The organism is Scytonema sp. PCC 10023 (assembly GCF_963920835.1).
In the GTDB taxonomy this organism is placed as follows: Bacteria; Cyanobacteriota; Cyanobacteriia; order Cyanobacteriales; family Nostocaceae; genus Kalymmatonema.
Window position 1 is genome coordinate 16,813 of the sequence record NZ_CAWUDP010000037.1, and the last position, 19,785, is coordinate 36,597.

Genomic DNA, 19,785 nt, shown 5'->3' on the forward strand with positions numbered 1-19,785 from the left:
ATGGCAGATAAGACGAACCACTACGAAACACTCAAAGTCAATCCCAACGCCAGCCAAGCGGAGATTAAGCAAGCTTATCGTCGCTTGGTCAAGATGTTTCATCCCGACAGCAATCAGGACACATCAGATCCTGATCAGATTATCCGCATTAATGCAGCATATGAGGTCTTGGGCGATGTTCAAAATCGCCAAAATTACGACCAAAGATTGCGTCAGCGCTCTCAAAAGACGACCAGCAATAGGCAACAGCGAGCTGCTGCAGCTCAACAGCAATACCAGGCGACCCGAAAAACAGGAAGGGATGCGGATGAACAAATTGAGGAATGGCTGCACCTGGTTTATCAACCAGTGAGTCGCCTGCTGTTTAGCATTCTCACTTCCCTAAAGGAGCAAATTGAGAAACTAGCAGCTGACCCCTTTGATGATGTCCTCCTAGAAGAATTTCAGGATTACCTAAACGCCTGTCGAGACGACCTGAAGCAGGCGCAAATTACTTTTCGTTCTCTACCAAATCCCCCTAGTTTAGCAAGAGCAGCAGCTCACCTCTACTATTGCCTGAATCAAGTTGGCGATGGGTTAGATCAGTTGGAATATTTCCCTCTCAACTACGACGAGAGTTACTTGCACGCTGGGCAAGAAATGTTCCGCACTGCTAGTCATTTATATCGTGAGGCACAAGAATCTGTGGGTGCGTATGTGTAGTGGTGATTAAAACAGTCAACACTCAACACTCACCTAAATAACACGGGAGCGTGGTAGCCCCGCATTTTTAAATCGGGGCCAAAGGAGAACACGTCGCATCTAATGCACGTGCTGTTATAATTACTAACAGTGGCAATGAGATACATACACCCATTAAGTGAAGGTGCGCAAATGCTTACGCCACGTTGTTTTTGTCCAAAATCCACGGTTGAAAGTACTGGGAAAAACTTGATTGGACAAGAAATCAGGAAAGTTTTCATGTAGGGGTTGATGCCCCAAGGACGGAGCCGTTCTGCTTGGAGGCATGAAAGCGTTGACCTAAACCGCAAGACAAGTAGGCAAGTCTGAAAGCCCGTGCCCTGATGAGCCAGTCCTGAAGGAGGGTTTCCCGACCTAGGGAACTGGCGTTGCCCGGTAGAGCGGTTCTCCTTATAGCTAGAAAAATATAGCCAGATAGTCATCTTGTGCAAACAAGTTCGGACGAAAAGCTATATCCAACTTCTAGCGTGAATCCACGCAATTCCCGCAGCGTGGTGTTGGCTCAACAGAATTAGTTTATGCTGGAAGCAGTGAAAAGTTAAGAAATTTCAAGTTTTGCTCCCAGCTTACTCATGCAATGTATTGTAAATCGCCGCGCTCAGTTTTCAGCAAGTCATCGCTATTGGTTGCCAGAACTGAGCGAAGCAGAAAATATTGAGAAATTTGATGCTTGCTCAAGATTTCCCGGACACGGGCATAACTATGTCTTATTCGTCTCCTTAATTGGGGAATTAGATGAATATGGCATGGTTCTCAACTTGTCCGATGTGAAACACGTTATTAAGCGAGAAGTGACCAGCCAACTGGACTTTTCCTATCTCAACGATGTGTGGTCAGAATTTCAACAAACTCTACCCACCACTGAGAGCATTGCACGGGTGATTTGGCAACGGCTTGCACCCCATTTACCTTTAGTCCGCATACAGCTTTTTGAACATCCTCAACTTTGGGCTGATTATTTAGGAAACGGCATGGAAGCATACCTCACTGTCAGCACTCATTTTAGCGCCGCCCATCGGCTAGCTCATCCTCGCCTCAGCAGCGAAGAAAACTTCGAGATTTACGGTAAGTGCGCTCGTCCCAACGGTCACGGACACAATTATCATCTGGAAGTGACTGTAAAAGGTGAAATTGACCCACGCACTGGGATGATTATTGATTTAGGCGCTTTCAATAAAGTTATAGAAGATTACGTTGTAGAACCATTCGACCACACCTTCCTTAACAAAGACGTCCCGCATTTTGCCGAAGTCGTTCCCACTGCTGAGAATATTGCACTTCACATCAGTCATTTACTGCGATCGCCCATCCAGGAATTGGGAGCCAAGCTTTACAAAGTCAAATTAATCGAAAGCCCTAATAACTCCTGCGAAATTTATTGTACTGAGTCAGATCCTAACTCAGTTAATGCTGCACAAAATGAACCTGTGTTAGTACGCGTGTAGCTGGTTTAAAGCTAATAGCGATTGATATTCGCTTATAAGCATTTGAAAGGGGCGCTCTAGTTTTACTAGTCGCCCCTTTTCAAGCTTGTTACCCTAAACGTTCCTTGGGTGTACGACTAGAGATGAGAGCGATTGCAAGGGAAAGCAGTGCCCTCGTGCCCAATCGCGATTCGGGGCAGAAAACGTCGCGTGAACTGGCGTGCTGATGAGCTTAACAGTTAATGCTGTGTCATGAAAAAGGTAAATCTAATTCTCTTGGGCAGTGAATCCAAGGGTATTTGTTTTCAACAATATGCTAATTTTTTATAAAAATAATAAATAAATCTCAAGGCTAGCAAAAAATTACTCATTGCGATGAATTAGTCAAATAATATAGATTTTTGGAAATTTTATAGCATTTATTAATTCGGTTCTCATACTCCTAAAGTTTAATGTCTGCATATTATACCGAGTTGCTTTCTCTATTGACAGGATTGTAGAAAGAAATCGAAAATATTTTTCATGAAAATAGAAAGATTAAGGAAACTTTTGCCTGCCTTGGGAGATTATTGTTTTCACAAGGTTGACTTAAATTAACATAGTCTTACCTTAGAGAGATAGCATCAAAAAGTTTTTAAATATAATAGTATTAATAGCTTTAATAATTATGCCAACACTGACTCAGTTCACAAATTTCACCAAATTTTTCTATTGAACTTGTACAGATAACCGTAAATTTGGGTGAAATCAAGCCATCATAAGTGTTAATTTTGGGCTTGGTAATACCCGGTTTATGAGGATTTTAGTGTGACAGAAAAAGCTCTAAAGGTATGCCTGACAATGATTATAGCGAATAACACCTATTCAATGAAAACGCAAAGTAAATTTGCTTATGTGAAAAAATAAGTAGGTGGAATTTCCTAATTCTTTTTTTAGAGTTTTTTGGAAACTAAATATTATTGTTTAACATCGAGTTTAAAGTTCCTTAATATTTACTTTACTTTGAGGATAAACAATAAGAAGAGCGTGTGCTAACACAATACTAAAGTCACCGAAAAAAGCTAAGGAGTAGAGGTTATGCAATTACAGCATCATTCAAATGAACCGCTGGTTAGCGTGATTATTCCCACTTATCATCGCCCTGATTATCTCAAAGAAGCTATAAAAAGTGCTGTTAACCAGACATACAAAAATATCGAGATTATTGTGTCTGATGATGCTAGCCCCGAGAATCCTCAAAAAATTATTGAATCTTTTCAAGATCCACGAATCCGGTTTCGACGCAATTCCAAGAATTTAGGAATTTCCTTGAATGTTATCGGAGCATTTCAAGAGGCAAAAGGTAAATATGTTGCTAGCTTGAACGACGATGATGTTTGGAACGACGACTTATTAGAAAAGCTTGTTCCACAGCTTGAAGCCAATCCAAATTTAGTCGTAGCTTTCAGCGACCACTACATTATGGATCCCGATGGCAAGATTAATCATGCAGCCACTGAGGAAAATACACAGCGCTGGAAACGAGATCAACTGAAAGAGGGAATTTATCAACCTTTTTATGAAATTGGGATAGTTCATCAAGCTGTCCCTTCTGCTGTGGCTACTGTTATCCGCAAGGATGCCATTGAATGGGATGATTTTCAGCCTCAAATGGGACCTTTTTGGGATCTGTACCTAACGTACTTGGCTTGTCGCAATGGCGGAGGAGCGTATTATTCTCCAGAAAGATTAGCTAGATACCGTGTGCATTCACAGTCGGAATCAATGATTAGTGGTGGTGTAAGCAGCCAGGCAAACATCCGGGCTGGCAAAGCTGGTATTTTTTGCTTCCGTAAGTTTATGGAAGATCAGCGGCTGCAAGAATTTAAGGACTATTTCCAAGAGAAATGGTTACAAGCACATACAACTCTAGCCATAGGCTTGCTGCGATCTGAACAAGTCAAAGAAGCGCGACCATATCTACTGCATGTTCTCAGACAAAAGTTCAACTTCAAAACAGTAGCAGCATTTGTACTCTCGTTGATTCCTCAACCATTGGCACGAAAATTGCTTGCTAGTAGTTAAGCAGTTAAAAATATCGACGCTGTGCTGAACGTCGCAAAGAGCGATAGATCACCCATGCCAAAAGTCCAAGGCTGAGATATAGCAATAAGCGACTAAGTGTAAATGATATGACATCAGGGTATAAAAGCTGAGACGGATTGAGGAAGCTCAGGCTTTTGGCTAAAAGAAACAGTCCAAAAAGAGCATTTCCAGCTAACATCAGGGTTAACAGCACCAAAGCTTGTTCTCGGAAACGTTGCTGAGGTGTACGACTAGAGATGAGAGCGATCGCGCCTTTGCCTTGCAACTTTCGCACGAACTGTTCTAGTCGCCAAAACATCCATACCAGAAACGGAAACAAACCGTAACTGAGCAAACGTAGTGGTATTGGATAGCGACCACTTATTGATAAAACATTTACTAAGGCATGACAAATCACAGCAAGAAGCCAAGCCCTAGGAACATGCTGCTGACATCGATGTAAATAGATGTTTGAGCCGATAGATATTCCTAGGGCATATCCCCAAGGGGCAGAAAACATGGCGTGAACTGGCGTGCTGATAATTCGCTCAAGAATTGATCCTGTGCCATGAAAAAGGTAAATCCAATTTTCTTCGGCAGTGAATCCAAGAGCAACAGCTATGGTAAAGAGGAAAATAGAAGTGGGGCGAAATCGGTATCGGCGTTGGAGATAGTAAGTCGGGAGCAAGACTGCTAGCAGCTTGCAGCCTTCTTCTATTGGACCGACTTCTATAAGTTGCCGCAGCATCACACCTGCAAAGAGACGCTGGATTCTCTGCCAGTCAACAACATGATTGGCTACTCTTTCAAAAACCAATTCTAAGTTAAGAGCAACAAAACCAGATACTGCTCCCAAGATAAAGAAAAACAGCAGCCGCTTCAACAATGGAACAGATGCAAGGCGGTTATAGTAGTAAACCAGAAGCAGCAGCGGTGGTATAGTTGCCCACAACAATTCCATGTAGAGACGTAGTATGCTTTTTTGACATCCTCACCGCCCTATAAGGGACGGTGATTCCCAAGACTCACGACTTGGGTTTCTGTTTCATAGCAACTGCCTCCACCCTTAAGGGACTTGGTCTTATGTTCGCTCCACAGACTGTAACGGTGTGTCCCACCGCCTCAAGTTCAGAAATCCAAAAAAGGAATTCTTATGCCTGCTTGTTGATTCAAGGGATATTCACCATTGCCCCATCCTCTTATCCCGATCTACCAATTTTTCTTCGCCGTTGCAGTATTGCAAACTTTGGTGTTAGGCTTTATGTCTCCATTGTTCGGGTGGGTCAGTGACCTCTTTGATTGTATCAGTAAAGCCGTCCTAAAAAGACGGGGTTTTAGACCCAAAAATTTCGATAATGTAATGAAACTGGATGTTACGTCTCTAAGCTTGAGCTATAACCGTGCGGTGGCGGGGGCTGTTAGGAGTGATGGTGGGAGCCTTAAACCCTGCCTCAATGATTGCTTGCTCAATATCTAAACTGAAATATTCATCTAAGTACGGTTCAGTACTTTTGAGCAGCGTCAAAATGTAAGGCGGTCTTTTCTTAATGACTTCAGATTGGGGATTCATGTCCATAATTGCCAAATGCCCACCCGGACGCAGTAAACGCCGCGCCTCACCAAAAATCTGTCGAGTCGCCGCTTGGGGAAGTTCATGGCACATCAGGAAAATGGAGATTAAATCAAACGAGGCATCTGGTAGCCCAGTGGATTCAGCTACAGCATGAATCCAGTTGATATTAGCATGGTGCTGCTCACTACGGTATTGAGCGACGGCTAAGAAGTAGGGAGATAAATCTAAGCCCGTAATTTTGGCGTGGGGATAAACTTTTTGTAAGGCAAAGGTACTCAAACCCACACTGCACCCCAAGTCTAGGATGTCTTGCGGGTCGTTGGAAATTTGCTTTTTCAGGATGTCGTGGTAACTCTGGCGTAGTTTGCCATCGCCGGAAAGGGACGGCTCCAAAGGAGCATCGCCCTGTGCGCCAGCATCAGGCCATATGGTAGCGTGAACAGTGTGTGCAGCAACTTCCACTTCTAGGGCGGCTTCCCAGCAGAGGTTACCTTTTTCGTAAGCGTGGAATGGGCGCAAGTAGTAGTCTGGGTAGGTGAACTGGAGGTTTTGTACTTTAGCCAAGTCAGTTTGCCAATCACGCGCTTGTAGCGTTTGCACTTCTTCGAGCCAATTTACCCCTAATTTCTGGGCGCGTTTAATCATCATTTGCCTCGCTTGATGCTTGGCTAGGTTAGCTAAAGGCTTGATTGCCAGTACCCCATTTACGAAGCGCGAAGCTAATCCCGGAGTATTTTTTACAGCCGTGTTCATCAGTAAAGTTGCTCAAACAATTTATCTACCTTTGGGAGCAGGAAAAAGCCTGCCGATATGAATCATAATCCACCACGTGAGCCGTGCTTTGTTTTAGGCTACAAGAATTTTATATTTTTTGATATGAACACCGCAGTACTTTAAGAAGAATGCACAATATCCCCACAGATGAAAACTGCGCTTGTTTAACAACGGAAAAATTTTTTGTTCTTCATCTGTGTTCATCTGTGGTTTTAAATATTTTTCTGTGACTTTTGCAAGAAGTCTAGAAAAAAAAGGGAGTTGCTTATCAAAAAGCAAACAAACCCAGTTTCTTGGAGAAACTGAGTTTGTTTTTGTTGAGATTTATAATTATAGCATGAGGGATGGGGTATTTGCTCCTAATTCCCAGTTTTCGGCTTGAGTGCGAGCAACATATCGACTTGGGTCGTCGTTTTGTCGGGGCTAGTAGCAGTGATACCCAAGCCGCGAATAGAATTCATGATCGCACTTGTTTCAGGAGTCATCGGCTGTTGTTGTGCGGTGGCGAGACGATTTAACAGAGGTAAAGTTTTGTCCATATCTAGGTAAAAATATCCACCGTTGGGTCTTTGCAAACTGTTAGTAACGGTTTTGAAGCTGTCGCTACCATCTAAGGACTGACCTTTACGGTCTGCGAGTGTTTCAGCGATGGGACCACCTATAGTGACAAATACAGAACCATTATCCAGCCAACCGTGTGCTAATAAAGCTCCTTGTTGAGGAATAAGCCATTCAGTGACTTCTTTCCCGCCGATATTTCTTTTGGCGACATTCACTGATTGTGCTTTGACGAGGTTATCGAGTTTGTCGAGGGTGGATTCAGCGGTTTTGCGATCGCTTGTATGAAAAACCAAAGCTCCCCCAAAACCAACCTGCGCCAACACGCCTTGATTTGATGGAATAGCTGCAAAACCGAATTCTCCATCCATCCACCCGAAAATCTCTTTATCCAGGTCAATATTAACTAATTTGAGTTGCGATCGCGCTTGTTCAACTGTGAGCTTCAACTCAGGAGCATCTTTTGATTGTGCCACAAGCCCTGACCACCAATTGGTGATTCCGTTTCCGCTTAAAAGAGCGATCGTATCAGCAGGAAATTGAGACACCACCTTAGCAGAACTATTTTGATACTGGTATGTGACCAATTGCGGATCTAACTTAGCAACGGCTTTCATCCGCACACCCGCATTATCAATTCCTACAGCCGCTACCATAGATTTCATCTGCTTCAACTGCTTCAGGGTTTCTGGCGGTATTGGGGTTGAGCGAGGATTGGCGGCGATTAATTGCTGTACCATGTTGCCATAATTAGGCACATAAATTTGTGCCAAGGTGTTATCTACATTGACACCGCTTGTCAGCATGCTGTTTGCACCTTCTTTACTGGCAAAAGAAGGTTCTCCTTTATAAGTGTCAATCGCATGTTCTACAGCTTGCTTGGACGGAGCAATGACAATATGGGTGTTATTCAAAACCGCAGTATAACTAGGTTCACTTTTACCAGTTGTTTCTATAATCTTTTCGCCTTTGTAGTCACTTTCCTGTACCTTGACATCTTTTTGTGCCTTCAATTTGTTCGCAAAATTCAAGGCGCTAAGTTTATCCTTAATCCCCACCACCATTAGAACCTTAGGTTCCTGTGACGCTTGCGGAGCATTCTGTGCAGCGGGTTTCACTGGATTTGGGGGTAGCATGGCAATCATCACACCACCTACCCAAGGTTTTAGATCTTTTTCATAAGAAATGTTGTTATCAGTTGACAGGCTTTTATTTAGGTTTTCCAAACCTTGTCCAACTATCTTTTGTGCTTCCGGAGTGCCAAACTGCTGCAATTTTGCCCAAACTTTTGGGTCAGTAGAAATGTAAGTTGCGAGTATTGCCTCATCTGGCACAACTTTAGCAGCACCCAAAGCGCTGGACATATCTCCAGAAGGTCCACCCTTAAAATACATATAAGCTGCTATTCCTCCTGCCACTACTATGGCAGTACCAACAGCAGGAATTAAAAATTTTGATTTACTCTCCGGCATTGTAAATATCCTCTTTTCCTCAACAAGTTGTCCTAGAGGTGAGTAAAAACGTCCGAAGTGGAGTTTTTGGATCTAGGACTCATCTCCACTAATTTTTCGGGATTTACTGATAAAATTAGTATTTCTATCTATTACGTTCTGGCTATGACAGCGCTCCTAGTATGACTTCAAAGGGGTTAAGAGCAAATCCGTAAACAATTTGTTTTTTCTGTGAAGAATATATTCCTTTCGACAGTTGCAAGTTATTCTAACTTATATAAAATTTCAGGATCTAATTAAAAAATGTTAAATGCTTAAGACGTAAAGCACTCTATGTCAAAAGACACTCTATGTCAAAAGACAACAGTGTACAAAATATTTCAGGGTGTATCGTGGGTTGATCTGGGAAGTACAGCCGATGAAGCTGTTTTTCCTCATAACATCAACTCAGAAGTTTCAGGGTTACCAAGATTCAGTAAACATCAATGTCGCAGTATTATTTTGATACAGAGAATAATCGGTATAAATCTTTTGAATTACCAGGGGCAAAACCGCACTACAATCCTGACCGTCCTGGACAGGTAGAGCATATTTTTCTAGACCTCCGCCTGGACATAAATAACAGCAGATACCACGGCAGTTGTAGTATAACACTCACACCAATCTGCAACGGTGTTTCCTTTTTGAATTTGGATGCTGTTAACTTAGACATTCAATCGGTGCAGGTGGATGGGAAAGCGCAAAACTTTGACTACGACGGACAACAGTTGTCTATCCACCTCTCACCACCCACACAGGTGGACAAGCGGATTGTTATTGCTATTGCTTACTCAGTAGACAAACCACAACGCGGTATTTATTTTATCCAACCAGACAAACACTACCCTAATAAACCCTCCCAAGTCTGGACACAGGGAGAAGACGAAGATTCTCGCTTCTGGTTCCCTTGCTTTGACTACCCAGGACAACTTTCGACTTCTGAAATTCGCATCCGAGTCCCTAAACCCCTAATCGCGATTTCCAACGGCGAACTGATTGCGACAGAAGAACAAGGTGATGACAAAATCTACCACTGGTCACAGCAGCAAGTTCATCCCACCTACTTGATGACTTTAGCAGTAGGCAAGTTTGCCGAAATTCGCGATGAGTGGAACGGTATACCTGTCACATACTACGTTGAAAAAGGTCGCGAGGAAGATGCCAAACGCTCTATGGGCAAAACTCCCCGGATGATAGAGTTTTTGAGCGAAAAATATGGCTATCGATACCCTTACCCCAAATACGCGCAAGTCTGTGTTGACGACTTCATTTTTGGCGGAATGGAAAATACTTCTGCTACACTGTTAACTGATAGATGTTTGCTGGATGAAAAAGCTGCATTAGATAACCGCAACACAGAAAGCTTAGTCGTCCATGAACTGGCGCACCAGTGGTTTGGTGATTTGGTGGTGATTAAGCACTGGTCTCATGCTTGGATTAAGGAGGGAATGGCTTCTTACTCGGAAGTCATGTGGACAGAACATGAATATGGTCTCCAAGAAGCAGCATACTATCGTTTACTGCAAGCTCGTAGTTATCAGGCTGAAGATAGCGATCGCTACCGTCGTCCAATGGTCACGCACGTTTACCGCGAAGCCATTGAACTTTATGACCACCACATTTATGAGAAAGGGTCTTGTGTTTATCACATGATTCGGGCGCAATTGGGAGAAGAATTGTTCTGGAAGGCAATTCAGACATTTGTACTGGATAATGCCCACAAAACTGTGGAAACAGTAGATTTGCTGCGGGCGATTGAAAAAGCAACTGGGCGCAATCTCTTGTTCCTCTTCGATCAGTACGTTTATCGTGGCGGTCATCCAGATTTTAAAGTCGCTTACTCTTGGGATGCAGATTCAAATCTGGCTAAGATTACAGTGACTCAAAGCCACGCAAATGCTGAAAGTCATAATAGCAGTGATTTATTTGATTTAAAAATTCCTATTGGTTTTGGGTACGTCCAAAATTCAGAAACCGCAGCTAGGAACTCAGAACCCAGCAAAAATTCAACACTCAGCACTCACAACTCAGTACTCAAGACTTTCACTGTGCGGGTGAATCAACGCGAACAAAGCTTTTACTTCCCTCTTGAGGAAAAACCCCAATTTCTTAGCTTTGATGTAGGGGATCATTTCCTAAAAACGGTGTCTTTAGAGTACCCAGTACCAGAGTTGAAAGCCCAGTTGGAATTTGACCCCAACCCCATCTCCCGCATTTATGCAGCGGAAGCTTTGGCGAAAAAAGGGAGTTTGGAGGCTTTAAAAGCGCTGTCTGCTGCACTCAAAAATGATTCCTTTTGGGGTGTACGCGTTGAGGTGGCGAAACAACTGGCGCAAATCAAGCTGGATCAAGTCTTTGATGAGTTAGTTGCTGGATTAAAAGATCAGAGTTCTTATGTGCGGCGTGCTGTGGTGGAAGCACTCGCAAAAATCAAAACTCATGAAAGCTATAAGGCGTTGAAAGAACTGCTGGAGGTGGGCGATCGCAGCTACTATGTGGAAGCCGCAGCGTCTCGCGCTGTGGGAGCGATCGCTGCTGCGACAACATTCGAGAAACCAAAGGAAGAAAAGGTTATTAAGCTGCTGAAATCTGTCTTGGAAGACAAGGCGGGTTGGAATGAGGTCGTGCGGATTGGTGCGATCGCAGGTTTAGCCGAACTCAAAACTTCAGAAGCTGCTTTAAATCTCCTAACAGAATACACAAAGCAGGGTGTACCGCAACCTTTGCGTTTAGGAGCAATTCGCGCTCTCGGGAAGATTTCTGTTGGTCAAAGTAGTGTGAATGTGGAACGGATTTTAGAGCGATTAACAGAAATTTCTAAGGATACGTTCTTTTTAACTCAATTGGCGGTAGTCACAGCCCTCGGACAAATGCAAACCCCCAAAGCAATTGGGATTTTGCAAGCCGTGGCTGACCAAACACCTGATGGACGCGTACGCCGCTATGCTGAGGAAGAGATTTCCAAGGTGCAAAACAACATCGGCTCCGAAAGTGCTATTCGTCAGTTACGTTCTGAACTTGACCAACTCAGACAACAAAACCAAGAACTCAGAAGCCGCTTAGAAAACTTGGAAGCCAGAGCCAAGTAGCCAGAAACACAATATGTGAAAGCAGATTGCACGCGTTAGGGAACATTGCTGTGCCTTTACGCGTCTTTCCCTATTTGGGCGTAGACTGTGAAGTTTACGTCCTCTTTTATATTTTTTATATTTTAATTTCTTAAAATATTGTAAAGTTTCTTTATAAACAAAAGTATAAAAAAACCGTTATATCATAAAACGTTTACTTATAAGATAAAAATTATACCTTAAACTATAAAATTTTTGTAAAGATTAGAATTACTGAGTGAAAATCGGCTCCAGAAATACTACGATTTGATAAGTGTAATTAAGCTTATGTGTAAAAATCGCACAAAAGCTGTGTGCCTTTTTGATAGGTGGAAATCCTTCTCCGTATTTGTACGAAAGTTGTCAGAGTCGGAAAAATGTGTCAAAAATGTGTAAACCCATGCTGACGATTTTTCACCCGTTCATTCTTCGGAATATTTCTATCGGAGGAATGCATACACTCATAAAAATCTTTAATCTGTAGGAGGGCATTTCTAAAGTTTTTTTGAGTGTTTTTGAAAATTGGAATACATTTAAACTTTTGCACGCAAATTGTGCAGGGTGATTGCCATGCGTAAACCTGTTGTCACGATTTTTTACCAGTTCAATCCTTGGAACGCCACAATCGGAGGTATACAAACACTCATCAACACTTTTATCAAGTACGCTCCAAGCGAGTTTCAGGTAAGACTCGTAGGAACAGGAGTCGATCCAAAAAAGCCTGTTGGTGAATGGCAACAAGCAGAATTTGCAGGCAGAGAAATTAGTTTTCTACCTTTATTTACATTGCAAAATGACAATGTTAGAAACTTAATACCAACAACACTCAAATATACTGCTGCTCTTTTAGGGCGTGACTTTGCCTCTGACTTCATGCACTTTCACAGAATAGAGCCAACAATAGCCGCCATAAATTGGCAGGGAGAAAAAACTTTATTTATTCACAATGATATACGGACGCAAATGCAAGCTGCGGGTAATAAGAAAGCGATTCTTTGGCGAAGATTTCCCGCTGCATATTTTGCTCTGGAAGGTTTGTTAGTTCGCCAGTTTAGCCAAATTCTTTCTTGTAATACGGATGCAGCACAGTTATATAAGGAGCGTTATCCTAGCTTGCAAGACCGTGTTGCATACATCAAAAATTCTTTCGACAACGAAATTTTTTATCCGTTAACAGAAGATGAACGAATAGTAAAAAGAAAGGAATTGGCAGCTCGGCTAGGTGTGGATGAGGAAACACGTTTTGTTTTATTTGCTGGTCGGCTCCATCCTCAAAAAGACCCGATTCTTTTGGTACGTGCATTTGCTGCTCTTACCGTTTCTAATGTGCACTTACTGATAGCGGGTGATGGCGAGTTAGGGGCAGAAATTTGTGCAGAAACTGCTAAATTGGGGATTTCTCATCGGGTAACAATGCTTGGAGCCCTTACCCAAGAGAAGCTTGCACAGATCCATCGTGTCTGCAATGCTTTTGTTCTAAGCTCTGCATATGAAGGTCTACCTTTGGTAGTTCTTGAGGCGCTGGGGAGCGGAACTCCTGTAGTCACAACTGAATGTGGTGAGACCCCAAAATTACTGAGTGCAGACAGTGGCGTTGTTTGTTCCGAACGAACGCCCGCGTGCATAGCAGATGCCTTACGCAAAGTGCTGCTGCATCCAGCAGATTATCCCACTCAGTCTTGCGTGCGGACTGCAAAACCTTATGCAGCTAGTACAGTCGTTCAACAAGTTTACAACGAAATGTGGAATCGCTGGGAACAGCGAGCTAGCACAGTCGCTGTTCGCGTGTGAGCGTTGCTGACGCTCAAAGTAGATACAAAAAACATAGTTCTTGGGGGAGAGGCAATCATGCTTTTTTAAAAAAAAATGAAAATTGAAACAAAGACACGGAGCTTTTTTGTGTTCCCACCTGCTGTGTTCTTATTTCAATCTCTGTCAATTTATACAAGCGTGTCCATAGCAAAACCAGCACAACGAAACTCGTATGAAAATTGCTGTCATTGGTGCAAAAGGTCTACCGCCCAAACAAGGTGGCATCGAACATTACTGTGCAGAAGTTTATCCTCGCATAGTCGAACAGGGACATTCTGTTGATTTATATGCCCGCTCCTCTTACACTGACTGTTCCTGGCAGGATCGTTATGACTATCAAGGCGTCCAAGTGATCTCATTACCAGGTTTGCCTTTGAAAGGAGTGGATGCTTTTACTACCTCGGCAATAGGAGCAATTGCAGCCTCTGCTACAAAATACGATATCATTCATTTCCACGCTCTTGGTCCATCTTTATTTACTTGTTTACCAAGACTTGTCAACACTGCAAAGATTGTCGTCACCTGTCAGGGGTTAGATTGGCAACGTGCCAAGTGGGGCAGTTTTTCAACTCGCGTGATTCAATTAGGGGAGAAGGCAGCAGTCCGTTTCGCCCACGAGTTAATGGTCGTATCAGATGCGCTCTCTACCTACTTTTGGCAAACTTATGGTAGGGATACGGTTTACATTCCCAATGCTCCAGCAGGCTATGGTAAGTCAGACCCGAATTTTGGTTACGGGACTCAACTAGGTCTTGAGCAGAAGCGCTATATTCTGTTTTTGGGCAGATTGGTACCAGAAAAGCGTCCCGACTTGCTGGTTGACGCCTTTAGTGCTTTGAACCCACCTGGATGGAAACTCGTTCTGGCTGGCGGTGTGAGTGATACGAAATCATTCACCTCAGAACTATTAGAAAAGGTGGCAAATAATCCAAATATTATCTTTGCAGGCGAACTTCGCGGACAACGCCTTTGGGAAATTGTCCGGGGAGCAGGGTTGTTTGTCCTTCCTTCTGATGTAGAGGGGCTCCCTCTAGCAATGTTAGAGGCGATGCAGGAAGGTATACCAGTCGTGGCAAGTGATATTCCTCCTCACAAGCAATTGATTAGTGGAGGTCGGGGCAAGCTGTTTGAAGCTGGAAACCTCAACTCTTGTATTAGTACGCTCGACTGGGCAATTCATCACCCCCAAGAACTAAGAGTTATGGCTGTGAATGCACAAAGGCATATACAGCTGAACTATAGCTGGGATCACATCACCTCTGAAACCCTGAAACTCTATACAAAACTTCTAAACTCCCCAGAGCCAGTACATATCTCCGAACAACGCCAAACTGGACTTGCTGAGGTTGTGGGCAAAAAATAGGTTGCAGTGTTCTTTGTCATAAGTCATTCAATTTAAACGAATGACTTATGACTGATCAAACAAAGAGGGTATATGTGATGGAAAAAGGAATATCAAGTGTCATAGCAGTGCTGAGGCGGCGAAGTCTTCCCGCGATCGCTGCATTTGTTGCTGTCATTGGTGGGGCGAGCGCCTACCTTGCAGTTACCCCTAGTAAGTATGCAGCATCTGCGCGAGTGATGCTGGACGACAAAAGGGTGAGTGTTTCAGAATTAGGTCGTGACCTTACCCAAGTGTCTTCAAATGCACCAGGAATTAGTCCCTTGGCTGACCAAGCAGAACTCGTCAAGTCACAACGTGTTCTGGAACGAGCCATTGCGATTGCTTTTCCCGAAATTAAAGGTAATTTATCTCTCTCTCCCGTAACAACGGGGGAACTCAGTCATAATTTAAAAGTCACAATTGTCCCAGCAACCAACATTCTTGAACTGAGCTATCAATCTGAATACCCTAAGTTAGCAGCCAGATTGCTCAATGCCGTTGCTCAGGCGATGGTTGAAGATAATATTAAAGCCATTAGTTCTGAGGCTACAAAGGTCAAGGCATTTTTGGAGAAAAAACAGGTCCCCGAAGCTGAAAAACAGCTGCTAGAGGCTGAAGAGAAAGAAAACAAATACAGAAAATCAAGCGGAATTGTCTCCTTTGAAGAGCAAACAAAAAGCTTGGTGCAGAGTATAGCTACAGTGGAAGACCAAGAGCGTACTCTGTCGGCTCAACTTCAAGAGATAAAAGCGCGGGACGCATCCTTGCGCCAAATTACTGACTCAGGAACCCTCAACAAAGCCTATTCATCTGTTCGCAGTGGACAAGATGAGGAAATCAAGAAGTTGCGAGCCAAATTATCAGAATTGGAGAATAAGATCATCGAAGCTCGTTTGCGCTTTACAGAAGAGCATCCAACTGTGACGAACTTAGTTGGAGAACGGGACGCCTTACGCGCCATCTACTCAGAACAAGTTGCTCGTGTGTCACCTCAGGATCAAACTGTTTCCGCAAACAATTTCGCAGGTGATCAGCTTAGTCAAGAACTGAACTCCAAATTTATCCTCAATAGGATCGAAGAGTCTGCAGTAAATGATAGGCTGAAACTTTTGCAGACTAGGAAAACCGACCTCCAAAAGCGTCTTGCACAACTACCCATTAACCAGCAAACGCTCATGCTACTGACCCGTAAACGGGAAGAAGCTGCAGTGTCTCTGAAGTTCCTACAAAGCAAACTTGAGGAAGCACGTCTTACAGAAGCACAAAAAGTCAGCAACATTCGCGTGATCGAAAACGCTGTACCAGCATCATCACCATCTGATCCGAAACCGAATGTTATATTAGCACTTGCTTCCGTGTTTGGAACAATGCTAGCCGTTGGCGTTGTGTTGCTCCTGGAAATAATGGATAATACACTACGCGATGCTTCTGAGGCAGAGGAACTGCTGCAGCTACCCTTGCTGGGAGTCTTGCCACGTCTAAGCGCTAAGACACTGGTTCTTGAGCCAGCCAATAAATTTCTAGATAATATTGGTTTGGTTGAGCCTTACCGCACACTCTTCAAAACCTTGGAGTTCCGCAGTTCTGAACAATTGCGGCTAATTGTTGTTAGCAGCCCTATTTCTGGGGAGGGTAAGTCTGTAGTTGCATCACACCTTGCCGCTGTTGCAGCGATGCTGTCTTGGCGGACATTGATTATTGATGCAGATTTGCGAAGACCAGTACAGCACACGCTGTTCAACCTAACTGGCAAACCAGGGATTACCGATGTCCTTGAAGGAAATGTATCCTTAGTGGATGCCGTCCAGCCGACAGATATTGAAAACCTGGATGTGTTGACTTGTGGCGAACTGTACGGACGCCCCTCGCAACTGCTAGAATCAATCGCAATGAAGTCTTTGGTGGCAGAAGCTGCTGAAAACTATGATTTAGTCATAATAGATACAGCACCTCTATGTGCTTGTGCTGATGCTTCAACATTAGCTCGGCAAAGCGACGGAGTTATGCTGGTAACTCGTCCTGGCTTCACCGAGAAGGAAGTTCTCTCAAGAACTGTATCCGAATTAACACAAAATCGCATACCTATCCTGGGAGTCGTGGTGAATGGAATGACAAATCAGACAGAAAAGTATTTCCGATATCCTGTTGATGGTTACCAGCCTCGACTACCCAAATCTCAGAAGCGGTTGATTGGTGTCGCAGATGATACTAAAAATTCTGCGAACGGTTCGAGGCAGAGGTAACAATGTTAACCAAACAACGCTCAACTCGTTCTTCTCGTCTGGGACTTTTGATTGGGTTAGCAGGTGTGGGGGTTGGTGTAGCGACAGGGTTTTTTGTAGGTATCAACCCCTTGTACCTGGTGTTACCTTTAGGTGCAATACCATTTCTTTTTTACTTCTTTAGCAACTTTGAGCAAGCGGTCATAGGTCTATTGATCCTGCGTAGTGCTCTAGATCCTTTTTCTGACCAGCAGCTTCCAGCTCTATTCGCCATCGGGCTAGACGCTTTAACTTTGCTATATGTGATAGTGATGTTACTAACGCGTCGGACTGTCCATACTGATGGGTTTTGGTGGTTCTTGACTAGTTGGGTAGCGTTTCAGGGCTTGTGGTTAATACTTATGGCACTGGGAGGTCTGGGGTTAGATGCTTCATATTTATCTTCTAGCATCCGTGAGTGGGTACGTCTTTTTTCGTGGCTGATGGTCTACTTGCTGGTGATGCAACTCAAGGATCGATTTTCCCCCGACAAGATGATTTCTTGGCTGTTCCTCGCGCTTGTTATACCCCTTACAGTAGGGTTGACACAGATTGGAACACATAGAATCAACGGAACTCTTGGGCACTCTAATACCTTTGCCACCTTTCTGTTGCTGTTCCTTGGTCTGACCTGGTGGAAGTTAGGTCATTCAAGGCCACGCTTGCCTTGGGTTCTCTTGCTAGGCGTAGTCGCCTTTTTCTACGTGGGTACCAAAGCTCTGTTTAGCTTGATAATGCTTGCCGTATTTGTCCTGGTTCTCATTGCCCCTAGGTTGAACTTGGTCAACCTGATCGGCGGGATACTCCTTATTGCGTTAGTCATAGGTTTGTTCATGAGTACCGAGTTTGGACAAGAACGTCTTGCATCGATTGCTAACACACCGCTACTTAATCCCAATATCGATATATCGCGTGCAATTCTGCTGTCATACGGAGACCAAAATAGTTTTAACTGGCGGCTTTCCCACTGGAATTTACTTATAAAGGCTTGGCAGCAGTTTCCAATTTTCGGTTACGGTCTAGCGAGTGCACAACCAATTGGCAATGGGTTTCTTGCCCACAGTGATTACGTCCGCGCTTTAGTAGAAGGAGGAATCGTCGGTCTGGTAGCTTTTCTAGCCTTTATCGTTGCTCAGTTTGTACGTCTTGTTCTGTTAATCAGATCAGCACCTCGAGGCAGTAGACAACGCAGTCTGTGTCTGACGCTGTTGGCGATTCTTCTGTCGATATCGGTGGGGATGATTACCGAAAACATTTGGAGCCATACTACTTTATTTTTCTACTGGTGGTCCTTATTTGGGATTGCTGGTTGGAAGTGGAACGAGCTTGAGCTTTCGCAATCTCCTACATCCACGAAAACTCGTTGGCAACCTCTTTCATAAGCAGGCGATCGCCTGCTTATCAATTTGTAAATCAATTTGTAAAAGGATAGCGATAAGAAGGAAAACTTAATGCAGAATTCTTCAACTTCTACTAAAAGGCTAAATCTCATACAGGTTTTTCGAGGAGTGGCATCAGTCCTTGTATTATTAGCTCATGGAGACCTTATATTTAATCAGAATCTCAATCAAGATTTTTTGTTTAAAATCTTCACTTTTGGTGGTTCCGGCGTAGATTTCTTCTTTGTCTTAAGTGGATTTATTATCTTTTATGTTCATAAGTCTGATATTGGTCACAGAAGTAAGCTGAAATCATTTTTATTCAAACGATTTACACGAATATACCCAATCTATTGGGTTATCCTGACACTCAAAATGTCTGCTTCTTTCTTCTTTTCTTACGACTTAGATGCTAATCAGCGAAATTGGCTTGAAATTATAAAAGCTTTTTTACTGTTTCCTCAAGACCGAGAAATTCTCTCAAGTAGCTTTCTTGGCGTCAGTTGGACATTAAGTTTTGAAATTTTCTTTTACCTTCTTTTTAGCTTACTAATAGCGTTTAAGCCTAAATTTTCTTTTCCAATAATTATAGCTTGGCTAGTAGGAACATTTGGACATTTTATTGGGATCTTTAAAATTCCTCAAGAAAGTCTTTTGCTACAATTCATTTTCAATCCGAGTAATCTTGAGTTTGCTCTAGGTTGCTTAGCAGCATATCTTCTATCTAGATACAAAATTGGTTATGGAATGGCTTTCATTTCCATAGGAGCTTTTTTATATACTTTGTCGGCAATAGATTACTACTACAACCTGACAGAGTTGTCGCATGTCATTACCTTTGGTATACCTTCAACGTTGCTTGTGATCGGATCTGTCTCTCTAGAAACAAGTAAAAAAGTTAATGTTCCAAGTCTCCTCATATACATAGGTAATGCATCATATTCTATCTATTTAATGCACGGCTTTGTCATAAATAATATTACAAAAATTGTCTTTCAAATCTACCCAGATATTACCGACAATCTTTTCATACTAAATATTTTCGGACTTATTGTTTCAGCTATAGCACTTATGTTTGGATGTGCTATTTATTCTTTTATTGAAAAACCATTGGTTTTAGCTATGAAACCTAAGTTAGCAACAACTTAGTGACTTAACAAAATATATTAAGCTGTCTCGCGTTTTCAGCAGGCAGCCTATTTGCTTTACTTCCTTGTC

The 19,785-nt window shown here is 43.1% G+C and carries 12 protein-coding genes; 9 read left to right on the forward strand and 3 right to left on the reverse strand.

Translation table 11 applies throughout. The features are described from left to right. The 3 genes from ACM0OZ_RS22105 to ACM0OZ_RS22115 all read left to right on the forward strand — a co-directional run bounded on the left by ACM0OZ_RS22105 (position 1) and on the right by ACM0OZ_RS22115 (position 4,229). Positions 1-702, forward strand: coding sequence for a DnaJ domain-containing protein (locus ACM0OZ_RS22105; protein WP_414584962.1), 702 nt, complete (start codon positions 1-3; stop codon positions 700-702). Between the two features lie 611 nt (positions 703-1,313). Then, the gene (locus tag ACM0OZ_RS22110; RefSeq protein WP_414584963.1) at positions 1,314-2,186 is read left to right on the forward strand and encodes a 6-carboxytetrahydropterin synthase; all 873 of its coding nucleotides are present in this window, start codon (positions 1,314-1,316) and stop codon (positions 2,184-2,186) included. A 1,056-nt stretch (positions 2,187-3,242) separates the two neighbouring features. Beyond that, positions 3,243-4,229 (forward strand): glycosyltransferase family 2 protein, encoded by a 987-nt coding sequence (locus ACM0OZ_RS22115; RefSeq protein ID WP_414584964.1) that lies wholly within the window; start codon positions 3,243-3,245, stop codon positions 4,227-4,229. 4 nt (positions 4,230-4,233) lie between these two features. Here ACM0OZ_RS22115 and ACM0OZ_RS22120 read toward each other — a convergent pair whose 3' ends face one another. From ACM0OZ_RS22120 to ACM0OZ_RS22130, 3 genes are all read right to left on the reverse strand, one after another. After that, positions 4,234-5,190, reverse strand: coding sequence for a PrsW family intramembrane metalloprotease (locus ACM0OZ_RS22120; RefSeq protein WP_414584965.1), 957 nt, complete (start codon positions 5,188-5,190; stop codon positions 4,234-4,236). Positions 5,191-5,610: 420 nt separating this feature from the next. Next, on the reverse strand, positions 5,611-6,555 hold the full coding sequence (locus ACM0OZ_RS22125) for a class I SAM-dependent methyltransferase (RefSeq protein WP_414584966.1): 945 nt from the start codon (positions 6,553-6,555) through the stop codon (positions 5,611-5,613). A gap of 380 nt (positions 6,556-6,935) precedes the next feature. Beyond that, positions 6,936-8,606: a DUF3352 domain-containing protein gene (locus ACM0OZ_RS22130; RefSeq protein ID WP_414584967.1), complete on the reverse strand. Its 1,671-nt coding sequence runs from the start codon at positions 8,604-8,606 to the stop codon at positions 6,936-6,938. Between the two features lie 464 nt (positions 8,607-9,070). On the opposite strand from ACM0OZ_RS22130, the gene ACM0OZ_RS22135 reads away from it, so the two are divergent. From ACM0OZ_RS22135 to ACM0OZ_RS22160, 6 genes are all read left to right on the forward strand, one after another. Next, positions 9,071-11,713: a M1 family aminopeptidase gene (locus ACM0OZ_RS22135; protein WP_414584968.1), complete on the forward strand. Its 2,643-nt coding sequence runs from the start codon at positions 9,071-9,073 to the stop codon at positions 11,711-11,713. A 588-nt stretch (positions 11,714-12,301) separates the two neighbouring features. Continuing rightward, positions 12,302-13,522, forward strand: coding sequence for a glycosyltransferase family 4 protein (locus ACM0OZ_RS22140; protein ID WP_414584969.1), 1,221 nt, complete (start codon positions 12,302-12,304; stop codon positions 13,520-13,522). Between the two features lie 193 nt (positions 13,523-13,715). Then, positions 13,716-14,906: a glycosyltransferase family 4 protein gene (locus ACM0OZ_RS22145; protein ID WP_414584970.1), complete on the forward strand. Its 1,191-nt coding sequence runs from the start codon at positions 13,716-13,718 to the stop codon at positions 14,904-14,906. Between the two features lie 77 nt (positions 14,907-14,983). Next, positions 14,984-17,170 carry a GumC family protein gene (locus ACM0OZ_RS22150; protein WP_414585016.1) on the forward strand — a complete coding sequence of 729 codons (2,187 nt, stop codon included), beginning with the start codon at positions 14,984-14,986 and terminating at the stop codon, positions 17,168-17,170. 2 nt (positions 17,171-17,172) lie between these two features. Next, positions 17,173-18,570, forward strand: coding sequence for an O-antigen ligase family protein (locus ACM0OZ_RS22155; RefSeq protein ID WP_414584971.1), 1,398 nt, complete (start codon positions 17,173-17,175; stop codon positions 18,568-18,570). 69 nt (positions 18,571-18,639) lie between these two features. After that, on the forward strand, positions 18,640-19,716 hold the full coding sequence (locus ACM0OZ_RS22160; protein ID WP_414584972.1) for an acyltransferase family protein: 1,077 nt from the start codon (positions 18,640-18,642) through the stop codon (positions 19,714-19,716). Positions 19,717-19,785: the final 69 nt, after the last annotated feature.

What these genes read in the sequence shown, in the direction of transcription:
- ACM0OZ_RS22105 (WP_414584962.1), top strand. Translation starts at nt 1, where the DNA reads ATGGCAGATAAGACGAACCACTACGAAACACTCAAAGTCAATCCCAAC.
- ACM0OZ_RS22110 (WP_414584963.1), top strand. Translation starts at nt 1,314, where the DNA reads ATGCAATGTATTGTAAATCGCCGCGCTCAGTTTTCAGCAAGTCATCGC.
- ACM0OZ_RS22115 (WP_414584964.1), top strand. Translation starts at nt 3,243, where the DNA reads ATGCAATTACAGCATCATTCAAATGAACCGCTGGTTAGCGTGATTATT.
- ACM0OZ_RS22120 (WP_414584965.1), bottom strand. Translation starts at nt 5,190, where the DNA reads ATGGAATTGTTGTGGGCAACTATACCACCGCTGCTGCTTCTGGTTTAC.
- ACM0OZ_RS22125 (WP_414584966.1), bottom strand. Translation starts at nt 6,555, where the DNA reads ATGAACACGGCTGTAAAAAATACTCCGGGATTAGCTTCGCGCTTCGTA.
- ACM0OZ_RS22130 (WP_414584967.1), bottom strand. Translation starts at nt 8,606, where the DNA reads ATGCCGGAGAGTAAATCAAAATTTTTAATTCCTGCTGTTGGTACTGCC.
- ACM0OZ_RS22135 (WP_414584968.1), top strand. Translation starts at nt 9,071, where the DNA reads ATGTCGCAGTATTATTTTGATACAGAGAATAATCGGTATAAATCTTTT.
- ACM0OZ_RS22140 (WP_414584969.1), top strand. Translation starts at nt 12,302, where the DNA reads ATGCGTAAACCTGTTGTCACGATTTTTTACCAGTTCAATCCTTGGAAC.
- ACM0OZ_RS22145 (WP_414584970.1), top strand. Translation starts at nt 13,716, where the DNA reads ATGAAAATTGCTGTCATTGGTGCAAAAGGTCTACCGCCCAAACAAGGT.
- ACM0OZ_RS22150 (WP_414585016.1), top strand. Translation starts at nt 14,984, where the DNA reads ATGGAAAAAGGAATATCAAGTGTCATAGCAGTGCTGAGGCGGCGAAGT.
- ACM0OZ_RS22155 (WP_414584971.1), top strand. Translation starts at nt 17,173, where the DNA reads ATGTTAACCAAACAACGCTCAACTCGTTCTTCTCGTCTGGGACTTTTG.
- ACM0OZ_RS22160 (WP_414584972.1), top strand. Translation starts at nt 18,640, where the DNA reads ATGCAGAATTCTTCAACTTCTACTAAAAGGCTAAATCTCATACAGGTT.